12 protein-coding genes and 1 other RNA gene are annotated in these 16,734 nt (G+C 68.7%); 6 read left to right on the plus strand and 7 right to left on the minus strand.

Annotated elements, in window-relative coordinates:
• Nucleotides 1-101 precede the first annotated feature (101 nt).
• The 3 genes from A9976_RS06645 to A9976_RS06655 are packed head-to-tail and all read left to right on the plus strand — an operon-like array spanning nucleotide 102 to nucleotide 4,533.
• A complete protein-coding gene (locus tag A9976_RS06645) occupies nucleotides 102-2,489 on the plus strand; it encodes a xanthine dehydrogenase family protein molybdopterin-binding subunit (RefSeq protein WP_183018356.1) in 2,388 nt (795 codons plus the stop codon).
• Complete coding sequence (locus tag A9976_RS06650; protein ID WP_183018357.1) at nucleotides 2,486-3,316, plus strand: xanthine dehydrogenase family protein subunit M; 831 nt, start codon at nucleotides 2,486-2,488, stop codon at nucleotides 3,314-3,316. Before A9976_RS06645 ends, A9976_RS06650 begins: the two co-directional genes overlap by 4 nt.
• Entirely contained in the window at nucleotides 3,313-4,533 is a 1,221-nt protein-coding gene (locus A9976_RS06655) for a 2Fe-2S iron-sulfur cluster-binding protein (protein WP_183018358.1), read from the plus strand. Before A9976_RS06650 ends, A9976_RS06655 begins: the two co-directional genes overlap by 4 nt.
• A gap of 71 nt (nucleotides 4,534-4,604) precedes the next feature.
• Here the strand turns inward: A9976_RS06655 and cysK are convergent, their stop codons facing one another.
• Nucleotides 4,605-5,522 (minus strand): cysteine synthase A, encoded by a 918-nt coding sequence (gene cysK, locus A9976_RS06660; RefSeq protein ID WP_043822008.1) that lies wholly within the window; start codon nucleotides 5,520-5,522, stop codon nucleotides 4,605-4,607.
• A gap of 140 nt (nucleotides 5,523-5,662) precedes the next feature.
• Between cysK and A9976_RS06665 the strand changes: the two genes are divergently transcribed.
• The gene (locus A9976_RS06665) at nucleotides 5,663-6,598 is read left to right on the plus strand and encodes a LysR family transcriptional regulator (RefSeq protein WP_183018359.1); all 936 of its coding nucleotides are present in this window, start codon (nucleotides 5,663-5,665) and stop codon (nucleotides 6,596-6,598) included.
• 20 nt (nucleotides 6,599-6,618) lie between these two features.
• On the opposite strand, the gene A9976_RS06670 is transcribed toward A9976_RS06665, so the two are convergent.
• The 4 genes from A9976_RS06670 to A9976_RS06685 form a co-directional block, all read right to left on the minus strand.
• Complete coding sequence (locus tag A9976_RS06670) at nucleotides 6,619-7,989, minus strand: amidase (protein WP_183018360.1); 1,371 nt, start codon at nucleotides 7,987-7,989, stop codon at nucleotides 6,619-6,621.
• A 50-nt stretch (nucleotides 7,990-8,039) separates the two neighbouring features.
• The gene (locus A9976_RS06675; RefSeq protein WP_061288110.1) at nucleotides 8,040-8,717 is read right to left on the minus strand and encodes a DUF2848 domain-containing protein; all 678 of its coding nucleotides are present in this window, start codon (nucleotides 8,715-8,717) and stop codon (nucleotides 8,040-8,042) included.
• Nucleotides 8,718-8,804: 87 nt separating this feature from the next.
• Nucleotides 8,805-10,124 (minus strand): MFS transporter, encoded by a 1,320-nt coding sequence (locus tag A9976_RS06680; protein WP_097203606.1) that lies wholly within the window; start codon nucleotides 10,122-10,124, stop codon nucleotides 8,805-8,807.
• A gap of 274 nt (nucleotides 10,125-10,398) precedes the next feature.
• Complete coding sequence (locus A9976_RS06685) at nucleotides 10,399-11,298, minus strand: DMT family transporter (protein ID WP_183018361.1); 900 nt, start codon at nucleotides 11,296-11,298, stop codon at nucleotides 10,399-10,401.
• Between the two features lie 96 nt (nucleotides 11,299-11,394).
• Here A9976_RS06685 and A9976_RS06690 point away from each other — a divergent pair, with 96 nt between their 5' ends.
• Nucleotides 11,395-12,189 carry a helix-turn-helix domain-containing protein gene (locus A9976_RS06690; protein ID WP_183018362.1) on the plus strand — a complete coding sequence of 265 codons (795 nt, stop codon included), beginning with the start codon at nucleotides 11,395-11,397 and terminating at the stop codon, nucleotides 12,187-12,189.
• 56 nt (nucleotides 12,190-12,245) lie between these two features.
• An RNA gene (gene rnpB / locus A9976_RS06695) (RNase P RNA component class A) lies at nucleotides 12,246-12,678 on the plus strand.
• A 44-nt stretch (nucleotides 12,679-12,722) separates the two neighbouring features.
• On the opposite strand, the gene A9976_RS06700 is transcribed toward rnpB, so the two are convergent.
• Both A9976_RS06700 and A9976_RS06705 read right to left on the minus strand, forming a co-directional pair.
• Entirely contained in the window at nucleotides 12,723-15,197 is a 2,475-nt protein-coding gene (locus A9976_RS06700) for a TonB-dependent siderophore receptor (RefSeq protein ID WP_183018363.1), read from the minus strand.
• 154 nt (nucleotides 15,198-15,351) lie between these two features.
• A complete protein-coding gene (locus A9976_RS06705) occupies nucleotides 15,352-16,674 on the minus strand; it encodes a sigma-70 family RNA polymerase sigma factor (RefSeq protein WP_183018364.1) in 1,323 nt (440 codons plus the stop codon).
• Nucleotides 16,675-16,734: the final 60 nt, after the last annotated feature.

The following is a 16,734-nucleotide window of genomic DNA, read 5'->3' on the forward strand; positions in this document are numbered from 1 at the left end:
TAGTATGTTATATTGATCCGACATGATGCCGAGAAGGCGCCCGGCCTGCTCCGGACGCCGCTCGCGCCGACAAGAAGTCAGTCACTGAAGGAGACAAAGCCATGTCGGATCAAGGTGTTGGAGCCAGCCCGTTGCGCAAGGAGGATGATCGCCTGATGCGCGGGCGCGGCCAGTTCGTGGCGGATATTCGCCTGGCGGGCCTGCAGGATGTCGTGTTCGTGCGAAGTCCGCTGGCACATGCGCGCATCGCCGGGGTGCAGGTGCCGCCCGGACATTCGGACCGCGTCTACTGCGCGCAGCATCTGGATGGCGTCAAGCCCGTGCGCGCCGTATCGGGCCTGCCGGGCTTCAAGGTCTCGGAGCAATCGGTGCTGGCCGTGGGCAAGGTGCGCCACGTGGGCGAGAACGTGGCCATCTGCGTGGCGCCCACGCGCGCCGAGGCCGAGGACATTGCGGCCCTGGTGCGGCTGGATCTGGAGGAGCTGCCCGTGGTGCATGACATGCTGGCCGCTCGCGAATCCGCCAGCGGTCTGCTGCATGAGCACTGGGACGACAATGTCTTCCTTGAAACCCAGGTGCACGTCAATATGGAGGCGGTGAGCGACGCCGCCTTCCAGGTCACGCGCGAGATCCGCACCTCACGCCAGTGCATGGCCCCCATGGAAGGCCGCGGCGCGGTGGCGTACTGGGACTCGCGCCTGGAGCAGCTCGTGCTCTACACCTCCACGCAGATACCCCACATCGTGCGCAGCGGCCTTGCCGAATGCCTGGGGCTGGAGGAAGGCCAGGTGCGCGTGATCACGCCCGATGTGGGCGGCGGCTTCGGCTACAAGGGCATCTTGCTGACCGAGGAGGTCGCGCTGGGCTGGCTGGCCATGCGGCGCGGCCATCCCGTGCGCTGGATTGAAGACCGGCGCGAGCACCTGACGGCCAGCGCCAATTGTCGCGAGCACCACTACCACATCACCGGCTACGCCGACGCCCAGGGCCGCCTGCTGGGCCTGCAGTGCGAGGCCACGGTCGATTCGGGCGCCTATTCGTCCTATCCCTTCTCCGCCTGCCTGGAGGCCGCGCAGGTCGCCAGCATCCTGCCCGGTCCCTACGACTTCGCGGCCTACAGCTGCAAGACCTGGTCGGTGGCGACCAACAAATGCCCCATCCTGCCCTACCGCGGCGTCGCCCGTACCGGGGTGTGTTTCGCGCTGGAGTTGCTGCTGGACGACCTGGCGCGCGAGGCAGGGGTCGAGCCCTACGAGCTGCGGCTCCGGAGCCTGGTGCGTCCCGAGCAGATGCCGTTCGACAACATCACGAACAAGCATTTCGACAGCGGCGACTACCCCGAAGCCCTGAGCCAGGCCGTGGCGGCGATCGACGTCACAGCCATCCGCGCGCGTCAGCGGCGCGGCGAGCCCGACGGTCGGCTCATCGGCGTGGGCCTGGCCGTGTACTGCGAACAGGCCGCGCATGGCACCTCGGTCTACGCAGGCTGGGGCATACCGATGGTGCCCGGCCATGAGCAGGCCACGGCGCGGCTCACCCCCGATGGCGGGCTGGAGTTGCGCATCGGCGCGCATTCGCACGGCCAGAGCCTGGAGACCACGCTGCCCCAGGTGGCCCACGAGATCCTGGGCATCGACATTGCCCGGATCAGGCTGGTCCATGGCGATACCGCCTACACGCCCTATTCCACGGGGACCTGGGGATCGCGCTGCATGGTGATGTCGGGTGGAGCCGTGGCGCGCGCCTGCCGTACGCTGGCGCGGCGCCTGGCCCATATAGGCGCCTCCATGCTGCAGGTGGCGCCCGAGCAGGTCTGCGTGCGCGACGGGCTGGTGGCCGGCCCGCAGGGCAGCGTCACCATCGCGGATGTAGCCCGGCTGTGGTATCGGCGGCCGCAGGATGTACCCCCTGGTGCCGACGCGGGGGGCCTCGAAGTCACCGAGGGCTACAAGCCACAGCGCGACTCGGGTACCTTCGGCTACGGCGTGCATGCGGTGCTGCTGGCGCTGGACCCCGAGACTGGCGACGTCGAGATCCTCGACTACGTGATCGTCGAGGACGGCGGCAAGCTGGTCAATCCCATGGTGGTCGATGGCCAGATCTACGGCGGTACGGCGCAGGGCATAGGCACGGCGCTGTATGAGGAGATGGCGTTCGACGCCTCTGGCCAGCCGCAGGCATCGACTTTCGCCGACTACCTGCTGCCCGGGCCGACCGAAGTGCCCGAGCCGCGGCTGATCCACATGGAGACGCTGTCGCCGTACACCGAATTCGGCGTCAAGGGCATCGGCGAAAGCGGCGCCATCCCGCCGCCGGCGGCCATAGGCAACGCCATCAACGACGCGCTGCATCCGCTCGGAGCGCAGTTGCACGTATCGCCAGCGACGCCTCGCCGCATCCTGGAGGCCATCGCCCGGGCCCAGGGCGCCTCCGACATTGCGGCAGCCCGTGCCGAGGCTGCCGCACGTATGGACAAGGAGTTCGCATGAAGCCCGCCCGCTTCGACTACGAGCGCCCCGCGGACCTGGGGGCTGCCCTGGCCCTGCTGCGGCAGCAGGATGCGGTCGTGAAGATCGTGGCCGGCAGCCAGTCACTGGGGCCCATGCTGAACCTGCGTCTGGTGCAGCCCGACCTGCTGGTGGACATCACCGGCCTGCCCGAACTCAAGCGCGTGGAAATCGGTGACACGCACATCGTCATCGGTGCCTGCGTCACGCATGCCGACATCGAGGACGGCCGCGCGCTCGACGCCGGCGACGCGACCGGCGCCGTGCTCTCGCTGGTTGCGCGCGGCATCGCCTATCGCGCCGTGCGCAACCGCGGCACGCTGGGGGGCAGCATCGTGCATGCCGATCCGTCGGCCGACTGGATCTCCAGCCTTTGCGCGCTGGGAGCCGAGGTGGTGATCGCCGGCGCCGGTGAACGGCGCACCATGCCGCTGGCGGACTTCATGACTGGCGTGTTCGAGGTCGATCTGGCATCCGACGAAATGCTGGAGGCGGTGCGCATACCGCGCCTGTCGCGGCAGGCGCGCTGGGGCTATCACAAGCTGTGCCGCAAGACCGGCGAATTCGCCCATGCCATCGGCGTGGTGCTGCACGATCCCGAGCGCAGCGTATGCCGCGTCGTGCTGGGCGCCACCGAATCGCGACCCATCGTCGTGGCTCAGGCAGAAGGTCTGTTCGGCGAAGGCCGGACGCTGCGCACTCAAGCCGCGCACGCCCTGCTGGTCGATGCCGGCCATGTCGATGCGCTCCACAATCAGACCCACCTGGCCGCCCTCAAGCGCGCCGCGCTCAAGGCACAGCAGCCATGAAAGTCATCAATCTCACCGTGAATGGCCAGGATGTGCGCGAGGCATCTGTCGAACCGCGTACGCACCTGGCGGACTTCCTGCGGGACACCCTGAACCTGACAGGCACCCACCTGGGCTGCGAGCATGGCGTGTGCGGCGCCTGCACGCTGATGGTCGATGGGGTGCCCGCGCGCTCGTGCATCACGCTGGCCGTGGCGTGCGATGGCGCCAAGGTCACCACCATCGAGGGCATGGACGACGACGAGGTCATGCGCGCGTTGCGCGCGGCCTTCACGCGCGAGCATGCGCTGCAATGCGGCTACTGCACACCCGGCATGTTGGCCTCGGCCCATGATGTGGTGCTGCGCATGCCCGAGGCCACCGAGCGCGACATCCGCTATGCGATGAGCGGCAACCTGTGCCGGTGCACGGGCTATGTGGGGATCGTGCGCGCCGTGCAGAGCGTGATCACGCAGCGCCGTGCCGCTGGCCTGGGATCGCCGGTACGGCTGCGCCAGGAACTCGGGCCCGTGGGCTCGGGGCATGCGCAGCCCATGGCTGGCGGCGGCCCGGTCGGCAGGCGCGAGGAGGCGGGGGCTCCGGTACCGGCGCCCCAGTCCGGCGTGCCGCGCGAGGCAGTGCCTGCTGCGGCAGGTGGCGGCAGGCAGCTGACCACCTTGCACCAGAGCTTCAGCGTGGATTTCCCGCGTGACGAGGTCTGGGCCTTTTTCGGCCGGCTGGGCGAGGTCACGACCTGCCTGCCTGGTGCGTCGCTGCTGGCGCCCGCCACCGAGACGCACGTCGAGCCCAAGCTGCGCATCAAGGTCGGTCCCATCGTGGCCGACTTCGAGGGCGCGGCCGACATGCAGCGCGATGAGGCCAGCCACACGGGCACCATCCATGGCAGCGCGCGTGACACCAGATCGGCCTCGGCCACGCGCGGCGAGATCCGCTACGTGCTGACCGAGGAGAAGGAGGGCGCGGCCACCCGGGTCGAGGTGCAGGTGGGCTTCGCGCTGACGGGACCGTTGGCCCAGTTCAGCCGCTCCAGCATCGTCAAAGACATCGCCCAGCGCATGACCGATGCCTTCGCGCAGAACCTGAGCGCTCGCCTGGGCCAGCCGGATGGCGGCGAAGCCCCTGCCGCTGCAGCGGAACTCAATGCTGGCGCCCTGGTGCTTTCCGTGCTGCGCGCGCGCATCGCGGGACTGTTCGGGAAGCTGTTCAGGCGCAGGTGACGCCGTGCGCCGGGCGCCATGGAAAAAGGCCCTGTGAAGGGCCTTTTGTACATGCGCTGGGCCGGCGCCGCTCAGGCCGGAAGGAAGCCTTCCACGGACAGGTAGCGCTCGCCCGTGTCGTAGTTGAAGCCCAGCACCTTGGCGCCTGCGGGCAGCTCGGGCAGCTTTTGCGCAATGGCGGCCAGGGTGGCGCCCGAGGAGATGCCGACCAGGATGCCTTCCTCGCGGGCCGAGCGGCGTGCGTACTCGCGCGCGGGTTCGGCCTCGACCTGGATCACGCCGTCCAGCAGGCTGGTGTCCAGGTTCTTGGGCACGAAGCCTGCGCCAATGCCCTGGATGGGGTGGGGCGAGGGCTGGCCGCCCGAGATCACGGGCGAGGCGGCAGGCTCCACGGCAAAGACCTTGAGCTGGGGGAACTTGGCCTTGAGCACCTTGGCCACGCCGGTCAGGTGGCCGCCCGTGCCCACGCCGGTGATCAGCACATCCAGGCCTTCGGGGAAGTCGGCCAGAATTTCCTGGGCCGTGGTGCGCACATGCACATCGATGTTGGCGGGGTTCTCGAACTGCTGGGGAATCCAGGCGCCGGGCGTCTGGCTGGCCAGTTCCTGGGCGCGGGCGATGGCGCCCTTCATGCCCTTTTCCTTGGGCGTGAGGTCGAAGCTGGCGCCGTAGGCCAGCATCAGGCGGCGGCGCTCGATGCTCATGCTCTCGGGCATGACCAGCACCAGCTTGTAGCCCTTGACGGCGGCCACCAGGGCCAGGCCCACGCCGGTATTGCCGCTGGTGGGCTCGATGATGGTGCCGCCGGGCTGCAGGGCGCCGGACTTCTCGGCGTCCTCGACCATGGCCAGGGCGATGCGGTCCTTGATGGACCCGCCGGGGTTGCCGCGCTCGGACTTGATCCACACATTGGCACCGGCGCCGAACAGGCGGTTGATGCGCACATGGGGCGTGTTGCCAATCGTTTGCAGGATGTTGTCAGCTCTCATCGGACCTCCGCGAGTTGGGGTGGTGGTTGGACAGTCGGGGGTGGTGCGCAGACGCTGCGCGAAAACCAGGCATTCATTGTGCACGCAGCTGTTCTATGCATGGGCTATATCGATATGGCCTGGACGGCTAACATCGCCGCATGAATCTACGGTTCCTGGAAACCTTTGTCTTGCTGGCCGAACTGCGCAATTTCCGCATGACGGCCGAGCGGCTGTACACCACGCAGGCCGCTGTCTCCAGCCGCATCGCCACGCTGGAGCAGGAGTTCGGCGTGCGCCTGTTCGACCGTGGCGTGCGCGAGGTCACGCTGACGGCCGACGGCGCCAAGGCCCTGGTCCATGCCGAGCGCATGCTGCGCCTCATGCGCGAGATGCGCGAGGACATGCTGGACAAGCAGGCCTATGCGGGCGTGATCCGCATCGGCGCCATCGAGTCCATCGTGCACAGCTGGTTCCCCGATTTCCTGGCGCTGCTGCAGCAGCGCTATCCGCGCCTGCAGGTGGAGATCGCCTGCGACACCACGCTGCACATGTCCGAGCAATTGGTGAAGGGCCAGCTGGACCTGTCGCTGCAGGCCAAGCCCGTGACGGCGGCCGGCGTGGGCCATCTGTCGCTGGGCGAATTTCCCATGGCCTGGGTGGGCAGCCCCAAGCTGGGCATTGGCGACGAGACCCTGAGCCTGGCCGAGCTGGCGGCCTTTCCCATCATGTGCTTTGCGCGCGGCTCCGAGCCCTATGCGGTGATCGAGCAATTGTTCTCGTCCGAAGGCATTGCCTCGGTGCACCTGAACTGCATCGCCTCGGTGGCCACCATGATCCGCGTGGTCTGCGACGGCCTGGGCGTGGCCGCCGTGCCGCCGGCCATCATCCAGCGCGAGCTGGCCGAGCAGCGCCTGCGCCTGCTGCGCGTGGACCGGGAGTTCCCTTCGCTGCCGCTGGTGGCCTGCTACCGCAACGACCACCAGAACCCGCTGACCGAAGTGGTGGCGCGCGCGGCCGAGGAGACCGCCGCCGCCTTTGCGCTGAACCACGGCCAGGCCGTGGCTCGGCTGCCGGGCAGCGGCCTGGGCGGCTAGGCCCGAGGCCGCCTGGTCGATCAGCCCTGCGCCGAAGCCAGCAGCTGCTCCACGGCCAGGGCCACGGACAGCAGTCGCCGGTCCTGCCCGCCGAGGCCGGCCAGGCTCAGGCCCACGGGCGCCTCGCCTGCGCGGTGGCAGGGCAGGGAGATGGCGCAGCCGTCGAGGAAGTTGATCAGCGTGGGGTTGCGCAGGATCAGGCCGTTGGCGCCGAAGTAGGCTTCGTCGCTCTGCGTGAGGTCGGCGATCCTGGGGGCGACCACGGGCACGGTGGGCATGACGATCAGGTCATGGTCGGCCATCTGGTCGCTGACGGCGGCGATCCACTGCCTGCGGCGTGCCAGCAGGTCGATGTAGTCGGCCGCGCTGATGTCCTTGCCGCGCAGGATGCGCGTGCCCACGCGCGGGTCGTACTCGGACAGGCGCGTGGCGATGTGGTGGCGGTGCCAGGCCCAGGCCTCGGCGGCCGTGAAGCCGCCCTTGGAATTGATGTCGGCCAGCTCGCCGAAAGGCGCGACCACGGCATGGGTGATGCGGGCGCCCGCCTGCGACAGCAGGGTCAGCGTGCGCTCCCAGGCGGCGGCCACGGTGGCGTCCATGCCGTCCAGCACCATGTTGGTGGGTGCCAGCAGGCGCAGGCCCTGCAGCGGCGCGGCATGCAGCTCGCCCAGCGGCTCGCCGCTGAGGATGGCGTCCAGCGTGGCGCAGCAGCGCACGCTGGGGGCCAGCGGGCCGATGGAGTCCAGGTTGGCCGACAGCGGCAGCACGCCCTCCATGCTCACACGGCGCGCCGTGGGCTTGAAGCCCGTGAGCCCGCACAGCGCCGAAGGAATGCGCACGGAGCCGCCCGTGTCCGAGCCGATGGCCGCCATGGCCATGCCGTCGGTGACCGAGATGGCCGCGCCCGAGGACGAGCCGCCCGGGATGCGGCCGCCGTCCTCGTCACGCTGCCAGGGATTGCGCGGCGTGCCGTAGTGCGGGTTGATGCCCAGGCCCGAGTAGGCGAACTCGGTCATGTTGGTCGTGCCCACGATGACGGCACCGGCCTGGCGCAGGCGCTGCACCACTTCGGCCGTGCGCTGCGCGGGCGGTGCGTCGGCCAGCAGGCGCGAGCCGCCCAGCGTGGGAAAGCCGGCGATGTCGAACAGGTCCTTGACCGAGACCGGCAGGCCCTCGATGGGCGAGCGCGCCAGGCCGGCCGCACGCAGCACGTCGCTGGCACGGGCCTCGGCCAGGGCCGCGCCCTGGAACACGCGCGTGAACACCTTGGGGCCTTCCCCCGACATGGTGCGGGCCAGGGCCTGCTCGGTCAGCTGCACCGAGGTGGTTTCGCCGCCATGCAGGCGCTGTGATGCCAGTTCCAGGCTGGGCAGGGGGAGGGCTTGGGTCATGTGGGAAGTCCTGTGGGTGAAGGCGGGCGTGGGCGGATCGGAGTCGCGGCTCAGGCCACGACGTCCAGCAGTTCGCTGCGGTAGCTGTGGCGGATGGAACGCTGGCTGCGGGGATCGTACAGCTCCATGGAGAACTGCGTCGAGGGGCGGATGCCGCCGATGGCGCCCACCGTGCCGCAGGTCATGCCGCAGCCTGCGGGCAGCAGATCCTTGCCGCCCGTGAAGCCTGCGATCAGGTCCTGGGGCGTGCGCAGGCTGGCCAGCGTGCCTTCCTGGTAGAGCACCTCGCGGCCGTCTTCCACGATCCACGAGCGCACGACCAGCTCGTCCCAGTGGCCGGCCACGTCGGCAAAGCGCCAGGCCTGGGTGGCCACGGGCTTGACGCAGGCCTGCTTGGAAAAGGCCACGCTGTAGGCTTCCAGCTTGCGGTCCGTGTGGTCGGAGGCCAGGCTCACGAACATCTCGCCTTCGTGCGTGAACACGAAGACCTCGACCTCGCCCGAGGAGTCCGGGCCCAGCACCTGCAGCGCGCTGCGCTGGCTCAGCTGGTTGCTGGAGATACGGTAGTACAGCGGCACGGCGCTGGGGCGCGGGATGCCGATGGCGGCCAGCTCCTCGATGTGGTGCTCGATGGCATCGCGGTCGCGGCCGGCCCAGCCGGCGACGATCAGGGTGTCGAATTCAGGGGCGAAGGTCTGGCCCTCGGGGGTGGTGAACTGCAGTTGCATGGCAGGCGATCCAGGGAAAGGGCGGGGCCGCAGGCCCCGGTGGGAAAGAGGAGGGGGCGGTGGCGCGCGCGGTGCGGCGCGCAGGCATCACTGCTTCTTGACGAAGAGCACGACCAGGAAGGCGGCCATGAATTCCAGCGCGGCCACGAAGTACAGGCCCGAGGACAGCGACCCCGTGCTGGTCTTGAGCGCGCCGATCATGTAGGGCGCCACGAAGCCGGCCAGGTTGCCGATGGAGTTGATCAGCGCAATGCCGCCGGCCGCCGCCGTGCCGGCCAGGAAGGCGGCAGGAATCGACCAGAACACGGGAAAGGCCGCGAGGATGCCGATGGAGGCCAGCGTCAGCGCGCACAGGGCGAGCACGGCGTTGTGCAGGAACAGGCCCGTGAGGATCAGGCCCGCCGCCGCGATCAGCGCGGACAGGGCGCAGTGCATGCGGCGCTCGCCGGTCTTGTCCGAATGCATGCCGTTCCAGACCATGGCCAGCGTGCCGGCCAGGAAGGGAATGGCCGAGATCAGGCCGATCTGCAGCGTGTTCTGGATGCCGATCTCCTTGATGATGGACGGCGACCAGAAGGCAATGGTGGCGTTGCCGCTGACGATGCAGAAATACACGGCAGCGCACAGCCACACGCGGTAGTTGCGGCAGGCATCCAGGAAGGACACATGCTTGTGGCCGCCCTGGTTCTCTGCCTCCACGGCGGCGGTCACGGCGCGCTGCTCGGACGCGCTCAGCCACCTGGCGTTGGCGGGCTTCTCGGGCAGGTACAGCAGCACGAAGAAGCCGGCGATCACCGAAGGAATGCCCTCCAGGATGAACAGCCACTGCCAGTTGGACAGATGGCCCACGCCCTGCATGCCGTTCATGATGGCGCCCGCAATCGGGCCGCCCACGGCGCCTGCAATGGCGAACGAGGTCATGAACAGGCCGTTGACGCGCGCCCGGTGGCGGGCCGGGAACCAGTAGGTCAGGTACAGCACCACGCCGGGGAAGAAGCCGGCCTCCACCACGCCCAAGATGAAGCGCAGCACGTAGAACATGGTGGGCGTGGTCACATAGGCCATGGCCATGGAGGCCGCGCCCCACAGGATGGTGATGCGCGCCAGCGTCTTGCGTGCGCCGATCTTCTCCAGCAGCAGGTTGCTGGGCACTTCGAACAGGAAGTAGCCGATGAAGAAGATGCCGGCACCCAGGCCGTAGATGGCCTCGCTGAACTGCAGGTCGTCCAGCATCTGCAGCTTGGCGAAGCCGACGTTGACGCGGTCTATCCACGCCAGGATGAAGAGCAGCACCAGAAAGGGAATCAGGCGCCAGGCGATCTTGCGGTAGGTGGCGTCCATGTCGGGCGGCGATGCCTGGCCGGCGCCGTGGGCGGGGGAATGTGCGGCGGATGCCGGACTGCTCATGGGGTGTCTCCTGTCTTCGACGGTGCAGCGGGCACACGGACCGGGGCGGGGCCCGTGTGTCGTAGGGGCTTCAGGCGCTGGCGGGTCTGCAGTGGGACCGGCCGGGCGTCTGGAGCTGTTCCTGTGGCGGCAGTATCGAAAGGCGGGACAGGGCTGTCCAACAAGAAATTATGAGCAGGCCTGAATGCAAATTCTTATGGGCAGAGCTGGTGCGGGCGCCGCACCGGCATGCAGCATGCGTGCACCATTTGCGCCCGGGAAAACCCTGATTTCTTCAGGCGGTGGCGGCGGCGCGCGGTGCGCGCAAAGGCTGCTTCCACAGCTCGGCCAGCAGCAGGCCGCCGATGGTCAGCACGCCGCCCACGGCGTGGTAGGCCGCCAGCGGCTCACCCAATGCCATGAAGGCGATCACGGCCGTGAAGATGGGCACCAGGTTGAAGAACATGCTGGAGCGGCCCGGGCCGATGCGCGCCACCGACATCATCCAAAGCAGCGGCGCGGCGATGGAGGCCATGATGCCTGCAAAGCCCACCAGCGGCAGGTTGGCCGCGTTCAGCCCCGTGTGCGGCGCCAGCAGGAACAGCGGCAGCTGGGCGATCACGGCCACCAGGATCTGCAGGTACAGCAACTGCACCGTGGCCAGGCGCGGCATGGGCCAGCGCTTGAGCAGGATGTTGTAGACCGCATAGGCCAGCATGGCCACGAACATCAGCGCATCGCCGCCATTCAGACCCTGGGTGAGCAAGGTGGCCGGCTGGCCCGAGGACACGACCAGGGCCACGCCTGCGATGGCCAGCACGCTGCCCAGCACGGCGCCCCGGCTCAGCGCCTGGCCCAGCATGGCGGTGGACAGGCCCAGCACCATCATGGGCGTGAGCGAGCCGATCAGTCCCATGTGCGTGGCAGTGGTCATGTGGGCCGCGTAATAGGCCAGGCTCTGGTAGATCACCATGCCCAGCATCCCCAGCACGATGAGGCGCGGCAGCAGCGGCCGGATGTCGGCGCGCTGGCGCCAGATGGATGGCAGCAGGAAGGGCGTGAACAGCACGGCCGCCACCAGCCAGCGGTAAAAGCCGATCTCGGCCGCGCCTATGCTGTCGGCCGCCATCTTGCTGACCACGGTGTTGACCGACCAGATGATGACGGCGGTCAAAGGGAAAAGATAAGACCCCATGGGAAAACTCCTAAGACTGGTCCTATCATGGCTCTGTCCGACTTGGAGTGCATCCCTGGTTCCGGACAATCGATAGCGCAACCCGGACCATCCGCCATGCCCAGCCCCAGTAAGCCCATGCGCATCCAGAACGTGGAGGATGTGCCGGGCCAGTACTTCTTTCGCTATGACGAATTCGGCACCCATACCGAGGCGCCGCCGCACAGCCACAGCTGGGGACACCTGAACTATGTGCCGCACGGCAGCATGCGCATGGAGACACCGGGCGTGCGCTGGGTCGCGCCGCCGCAGTACGGCATCTGGATACCGCCGGGCGTGGTGCACAGCTGCTACGTGGCCCATGCCGTGGTCTACCGTTCGGTCTACCTGGCGCCTGCGCTGTGCGAGGCCCTGCCCGGGCAGCCCTGCTCGCTGCGCATAGGGGCCATCATCAAGGCCATCCTGGCCGACTTTGCCGTGCGCGACGTGCATATTCCGACCTCCGACGCCGACCTGCGCCTGGCGCGCGTGCTCTACGACCAGTTGCTCGCCGTGCCGGTGGAGCCGGGCTACCTGCCGGCCGCCGAGCATCCGGCCCTGGTGGAGGTGCTTTCGGCCATGCGCGCCGCGCCGCACGACCATCGCAGCCTGGCGCAATGGGCGGCCAGCGTGCACATGACCGAACGCACCCTGGCGCGCCACTGCCAGCGCGAGCTGGGCATGGGCCTGGGCGAGTGGCGCCAGCGCATGCGCTACCTGCAGGCCATCGACGCGCTGGAGGCCGGCCTGAGCGTGCAGCAGATCGCCTACGACCTGGGCTACAGCACGCCTTCGTCCTTCATCGCCATGTTCCAGCGCGAGGCCGGCACTTCGCCCGAGCAGTTCCGCCGCGAGTTCTGCATGCCGCCGTGAGGCCGTTGCGCCATCTGCCTGCAGCCCGGCCCAAGCCGCGAGATAATGGCGCCCGTGAAGCACGCCAGACCGCCGCTGGTGCAATCGTGGAAACACGGCACTGGAGGAACGTCCGGACTGCACAGGGCAGCGTAGCAGCTAACGGCTGTCCACCGTGAGGTGAGGATCAGAGCAACAGAGACGAGTCGGGGACATGTGCCGCCAACTTGGTGTTCTATGGGGTGCCAGCGCAAGCTGGCGACGGCTGGCGCAAGCCAGACGCCCAGGCGAAAGCCTGGGCCCCATAGCCACCCGGGGAGGCGGGACGCGTCCCCGGGTGAAACGGGCAATCTCTACGCGCAGCAATACCAAGTAGGCACACGTTGACGGGGCCCCCGGAGTGTGCGGGTAGGTAGCACCGAGCCGGGCGGCGACGCCCGGCCCAGATTAATGGCGGTCACATGCGGGCAACCGCGTGCACAGAATCCGGCTTATCGGCGCGCTTCACACTTTCTTTCATGCCCCGCCACCGGCGGGGCATTTTCATGGGCGGGTCAGAACTGGTAGCGAGCGGTCAGCAGGAGCTTGCGCGGCACGCCGAAATAGTTGCCGCCGTTGTTCGTGCCCAGTGTCTCGAAATAGCGGCGGTCGAACAGGTTGCTGATGTTCATCTGCAGGTCCAGCTGCCGGTTCACCCGATAGCCGATGACCAGGTCGGCCACGGCATAGGCGGACTGGCGGATTGCATAGCCTTCGGCGCTGGTCAGCGACTCGGACGTGGTGCGGCTCTGGTAGCGCAGGCCGCCGCCCACGCGCCATGCGCCCAGCTCGCCGCCCAGGTGGTACATGGCCGACAGCTTGAGCTGGTGGCGCGGCGTGTAGCTGGCGTAGGGCGCGCCCTTGGCGCCGTCGGTGCTGTCGCTGGCGATCTCGGCCTGGGTGAAGGTGTAGCCAAGGCCGGCGTTCAGGCGCGGCAGGATCTCGCCGCTGATGTCCACGTCCAGCCCCTTGCTCTTGACCTTGCCGACGGAGCGGTAGCAATTGGTCTTCACCGTGCAGGAGTTGATGTCCGCGATGGCCTGGGGCAGGTTGTCCTGCGTGGTGTTGAACACGGCAACGGCCAGGTTCACGCGCTCGTCCAGGTAGCTGCCCTTGAGGCCCAGCTCGAAGTTGCGTCCCTCCACCGGCGCCAGCATGCTGCCCGAGACATCGAGAAAGTCCTGGGGCCGGAAGATGCTGGTGTAGCTGGCATAGGCCGAGTAGGTCTTGCTGATGTCATAGGTCAGCGCGGCATAGGGCGTGGCATGGGCTTTCTCGCTGAATTCGCGCTCCCGGCTCCAGCTGCCCTGGCGCTGGACGTTGGTGAAGTCATACCAGTCCAGCCGTGCACCGGCGATCAGGTTCAGCGGTTCGGCCAGCAGGAAGCGGCCGGTGGCATAGGCCGAGGTCAGCGTGGTCTTCTGGCGGCGCGTCCACAGGTCTTCGGCCAGCAGGCTGGAGCGGTCCAGCGAGTCGGGGTTCCAGGTGTAGGGATCGACGCCATTGGCGATCAGCCAGTCCCCCGTGGGCGACAGGTAGCTGTAGCCCTGGTCGCTCCAGCGGATGGTGCGGCGGCTGAGGCCAAAGGCCAGGTCATGCTCGCGGCCGAACAGGCGCACGGGGCCCTGGGCCGAGGCATCGAGGCTGAGCTGGCGCTTGTCGTAGTCGTAGAGGCCGCCGGCCACGTCGTAGCGCGTGCGGCCCTGGTCGTCCAGGCCGCCCGAGACCAGGTAGGCGCCGTCCAGCGCGGACTTGGCCTGCAGCGCGCGCGCGGCCAGCCTGGCCTTCCAGCCGTTGTCGAAGCGGTGCTCCAGGTCGGCGAACAGGCTGACTTCCTTCTTGTCCCATTTGCTCCAGGAGGGCGAGAAACGCCTGGATCGCGCAATGTCGAGGAAGGAGCCATCGAAGCCCATGGGCACGCCCATCCATTGGGAGCCAGGATTGTCTTCGTTGACATAGGAGCCGCCCACGCTCAGCGTGGTGTCGCGTCCCAGGTCGAACTCTGCGGTGCCGTACAGCAGCTGGCGGCGGCTGCCGTAGCCATCGATGAAGTGGTCGCGCGACTGGGCGGAGGCCACCACACGCCCGCGTGCCGTGCCGTCCTCGTTGAGGGCGCCGCCCACATTGAGCTCGCCCACGGCCTGGTTCCAGCTGCCGCCGCGCAGGGTGACCGAGCGCTGGGTGGTGCGCGGCGCGCGCTTGCGCACGAAGTTGATCGTGCCCGAAGGGTCGCCCACGCCTGTCATCAGCCCCGTGGGGCCGCGCACGACCTCCACGTGGTCGTACATGGCCATGGTGTCGTAGGTGGCGGTATCGGTTTCATACGAGACGGGCACGCCGTCCTGCAGGAAGGAGCCGATCACGAAGCCGCGCGAGAAATAGCGCGCCCGGTCGTCGCTCCAGCGGTTGATGGTGATGCCGGTGGCGCTGTTGGCCACGTCGTCGATGGACAGCATGCCCTGGTCGTCCATCTTCTGGCGCGTGACCACGGTGAGGGACTGGGGTGTCTCGCGGATGGACAGCGGCAGCTTGGTCGAGGTGCTCATCAGCCCCGTGGTGTAGGAGCCCGAGCCCTCGGTGGTCGTGGTCTCGCCCACGGCGGAGACCGTGACTTCGGGCAGGGCGACGGTGCCGGCAGGCTTTTCCACCACCAGCGTGCCCTGGCTCACATGGCCTTCCAGCCCGCTGCCGCGCAGCAGCCGGGCCACGGCGGCGGCGGTGCTCAGGCGCCCTTCCACGGCGGGCGCACGGCGGCCCTGTACCAGTTCAGGCGCGGCCAGCAGCTGCAGGCCGGCCTGGCGGGCGAGCTGGGCCAGCGCCTGGTCCAGCGGCTGGGCGGCGATGTGGAAGTCGGTGCTGGCTGCCGTGGCTGTGGCCGGTGCCACCTGGGCCAGAGCGGCTGGAGACAGCTGCAGGGCCAGCAGTGCGATGGCCGTCGCAACGGCATGGTGGCGGGCAAGGCAGTTAGGTTTGGAGAGGGATGAAGGCATGGAAAGTCCCGTGACGGATCTGGGCAATGGCGATTCCCGGGCTGCGAATGCGTCGCGTTCCCGGGTCCTCATGCCTATACGAACGGGCGCAGACATTCCCTCACGCCTGGTGCGCACGTGCCGTGCATTCCGGGGCCATGGGCGCATCAGCGCATCAGCTGCGGCGGCGGATGACCAGGGTGCGTACCGCTCCAGGGGCTTGCTCCTCCTCCTGCACGCTGACCGGCAGGGTGCGCGGGAGCATGCGCAGCCAGCCCTGGGCCGCCGCAATGCGCACGCGCCCCAGCACGGGCAGGGCGGCGGCGTCGGGCTCCACGCGCAGTGGCTGCAGGCTGTAGCGCTCCAGGCGGCGGGCGACCTCGGCCAGCGGCGTGTTCTGGAAGTCCAGCCAGCCCTCGCGCCAGGCGGCCACCGCCGCAACCGTTTGCACGGCGGCCGTCTGACCTGGCGCCAGGCGCAGCATCTGGCCTGCACCCAGTTCATGCCGGGCGCCGCTGCCGTCGCGCACCTGCACGCGGCCCGCATCGACGGCGACCAGCACCGCATCGTCCTCCAGCGCCACCTCGAAGCGCGTGCCCAGCACGGTGACCTGTACGTCCGCCGCCTGGACCACGAAGGGCCGTTCCGTGTCGCGCGCCACCGCGAAGAAGGCGCTGCCGGCCAGCAGCCGCACCTGGCGGCGCGTGGCGTAGAAATCCACCTCGGCGCGGCTGGAAGCGTCCAGCGTCAGGGTGCTGCCGTCGGGCAGGGGCTGGTTCAGCAGGCGGCCGGTGGCGGTGGCCAGCCGCACCTGATATTGCGGCATCCATTGACGCCAGGCCAGCCAGAGCGTCGGGCTGCCGACACCCAGGCCCGCCATCCCCAGCAGGGTGGACAGGGCACGGCGGCGGCCCGTGCGTGGTGCGGGTGCGGGTGCGGGTGCGGCAGTATCTCCGCGCCAGCGGCGCAGCGAGGCTTCCACGCTGTCCATGGCGCGCATGACCTCGCGTTCCACGGTTTTGACCGAGACGCCGTGGCGCTCGGCCAGCTCGGCATGCGAGGCGCCCGCTATGCGGTCGGCCAGGAAGATGTCGCGGCAGCGCGCGGGCAGCTGCGCCAGCGCGCCTTCGACCGCGGCCAGGGCCTGGCGGTAGGAATGGGTGTCGGCCACATCGGGGCTGAGGGGTGAGGGCGGCTCGCCTTCCCTCGCGCTGGTGTCGAAGCGCTCGGCCGTGCGCTGGCCATGGCGCAGGTGGTCGATGGCGATGTTCTCCATCACCGCGTAGAGATAGGCGCGGCTGGCGCCTGGCGGACCGTCCGGCGCGGCGGGCGCATCGCTTTCGCCGCGCTGGCGTTCGGCCAGGCGTATCCAGGCGTCATGCACCAGGTCACGTGCGGCCTGCGGGCCGGCGCGGCGCGCCACGAAGCGCACCAGCTCGTGGTAGCTGTCCTGGAAGGTGCTCAGCAGGGAAGAGGAGGAAGAGGCGGGCGCAGGCATGCGGGAGGCCCGAAGGCAGCACGGGAATCCCGCATTCTATGAAATGATTCTCATTTGCCG

Origin of the sequence: Delftia sp. UME58 (assembly GCF_014170385.1) — a bacterium.
GTDB classification, from domain to species: Bacteria; Pseudomonadota; Gammaproteobacteria; order Burkholderiales; family Burkholderiaceae_C; genus Comamonas; species Comamonas acidovorans.

What these genes read in the sequence shown, in the direction of transcription:
- A9976_RS06700 (WP_183018363.1), bottom strand. Translation starts at nt 15,197, where the DNA reads ATGCCTTCATCCCTCTCCAAACCTAACTGCCTTGCCCGCCACCATGCC.
- A9976_RS06670 (WP_183018360.1), bottom strand. Translation starts at nt 7,989, where the DNA reads ATGACCCAAGCCCTCCCCCTGCCCAGCCTGGAACTGGCATCACAGCGC.
- A9976_RS06650 (WP_183018357.1), top strand. Translation starts at nt 2,486, where the DNA reads ATGAAGCCCGCCCGCTTCGACTACGAGCGCCCCGCGGACCTGGGGGCT.
- A9976_RS06690 (WP_183018362.1), top strand. Translation starts at nt 11,395, where the DNA reads ATGCCCAGCCCCAGTAAGCCCATGCGCATCCAGAACGTGGAGGATGTG.
- A9976_RS06675 (WP_061288110.1), bottom strand. Translation starts at nt 8,717, where the DNA reads ATGCAACTGCAGTTCACCACCCCCGAGGGCCAGACCTTCGCCCCTGAA.
- A9976_RS06680 (WP_097203606.1), bottom strand. Translation starts at nt 10,124, where the DNA reads ATGAGCAGTCCGGCATCCGCCGCACATTCCCCCGCCCACGGCGCCGGC.
- A9976_RS06685 (WP_183018361.1), bottom strand. Translation starts at nt 11,298, where the DNA reads ATGGGGTCTTATCTTTTCCCTTTGACCGCCGTCATCATCTGGTCGGTC.
- A9976_RS06655 (WP_183018358.1), top strand. Translation starts at nt 3,313, where the DNA reads ATGAAAGTCATCAATCTCACCGTGAATGGCCAGGATGTGCGCGAGGCA.
- A9976_RS06705 (WP_183018364.1), bottom strand. Translation starts at nt 16,674, where the DNA reads ATGCCTGCGCCCGCCTCTTCCTCCTCTTCCCTGCTGAGCACCTTCCAG.
- A9976_RS06645 (WP_183018356.1), top strand. Translation starts at nt 102, where the DNA reads ATGTCGGATCAAGGTGTTGGAGCCAGCCCGTTGCGCAAGGAGGATGAT.
- A9976_RS06665 (WP_183018359.1), top strand. Translation starts at nt 5,663, where the DNA reads ATGAATCTACGGTTCCTGGAAACCTTTGTCTTGCTGGCCGAACTGCGC.
- cysK (WP_043822008.1), bottom strand. Translation starts at nt 5,522, where the DNA reads ATGAGAGCTGACAACATCCTGCAAACGATTGGCAACACGCCCCATGTG.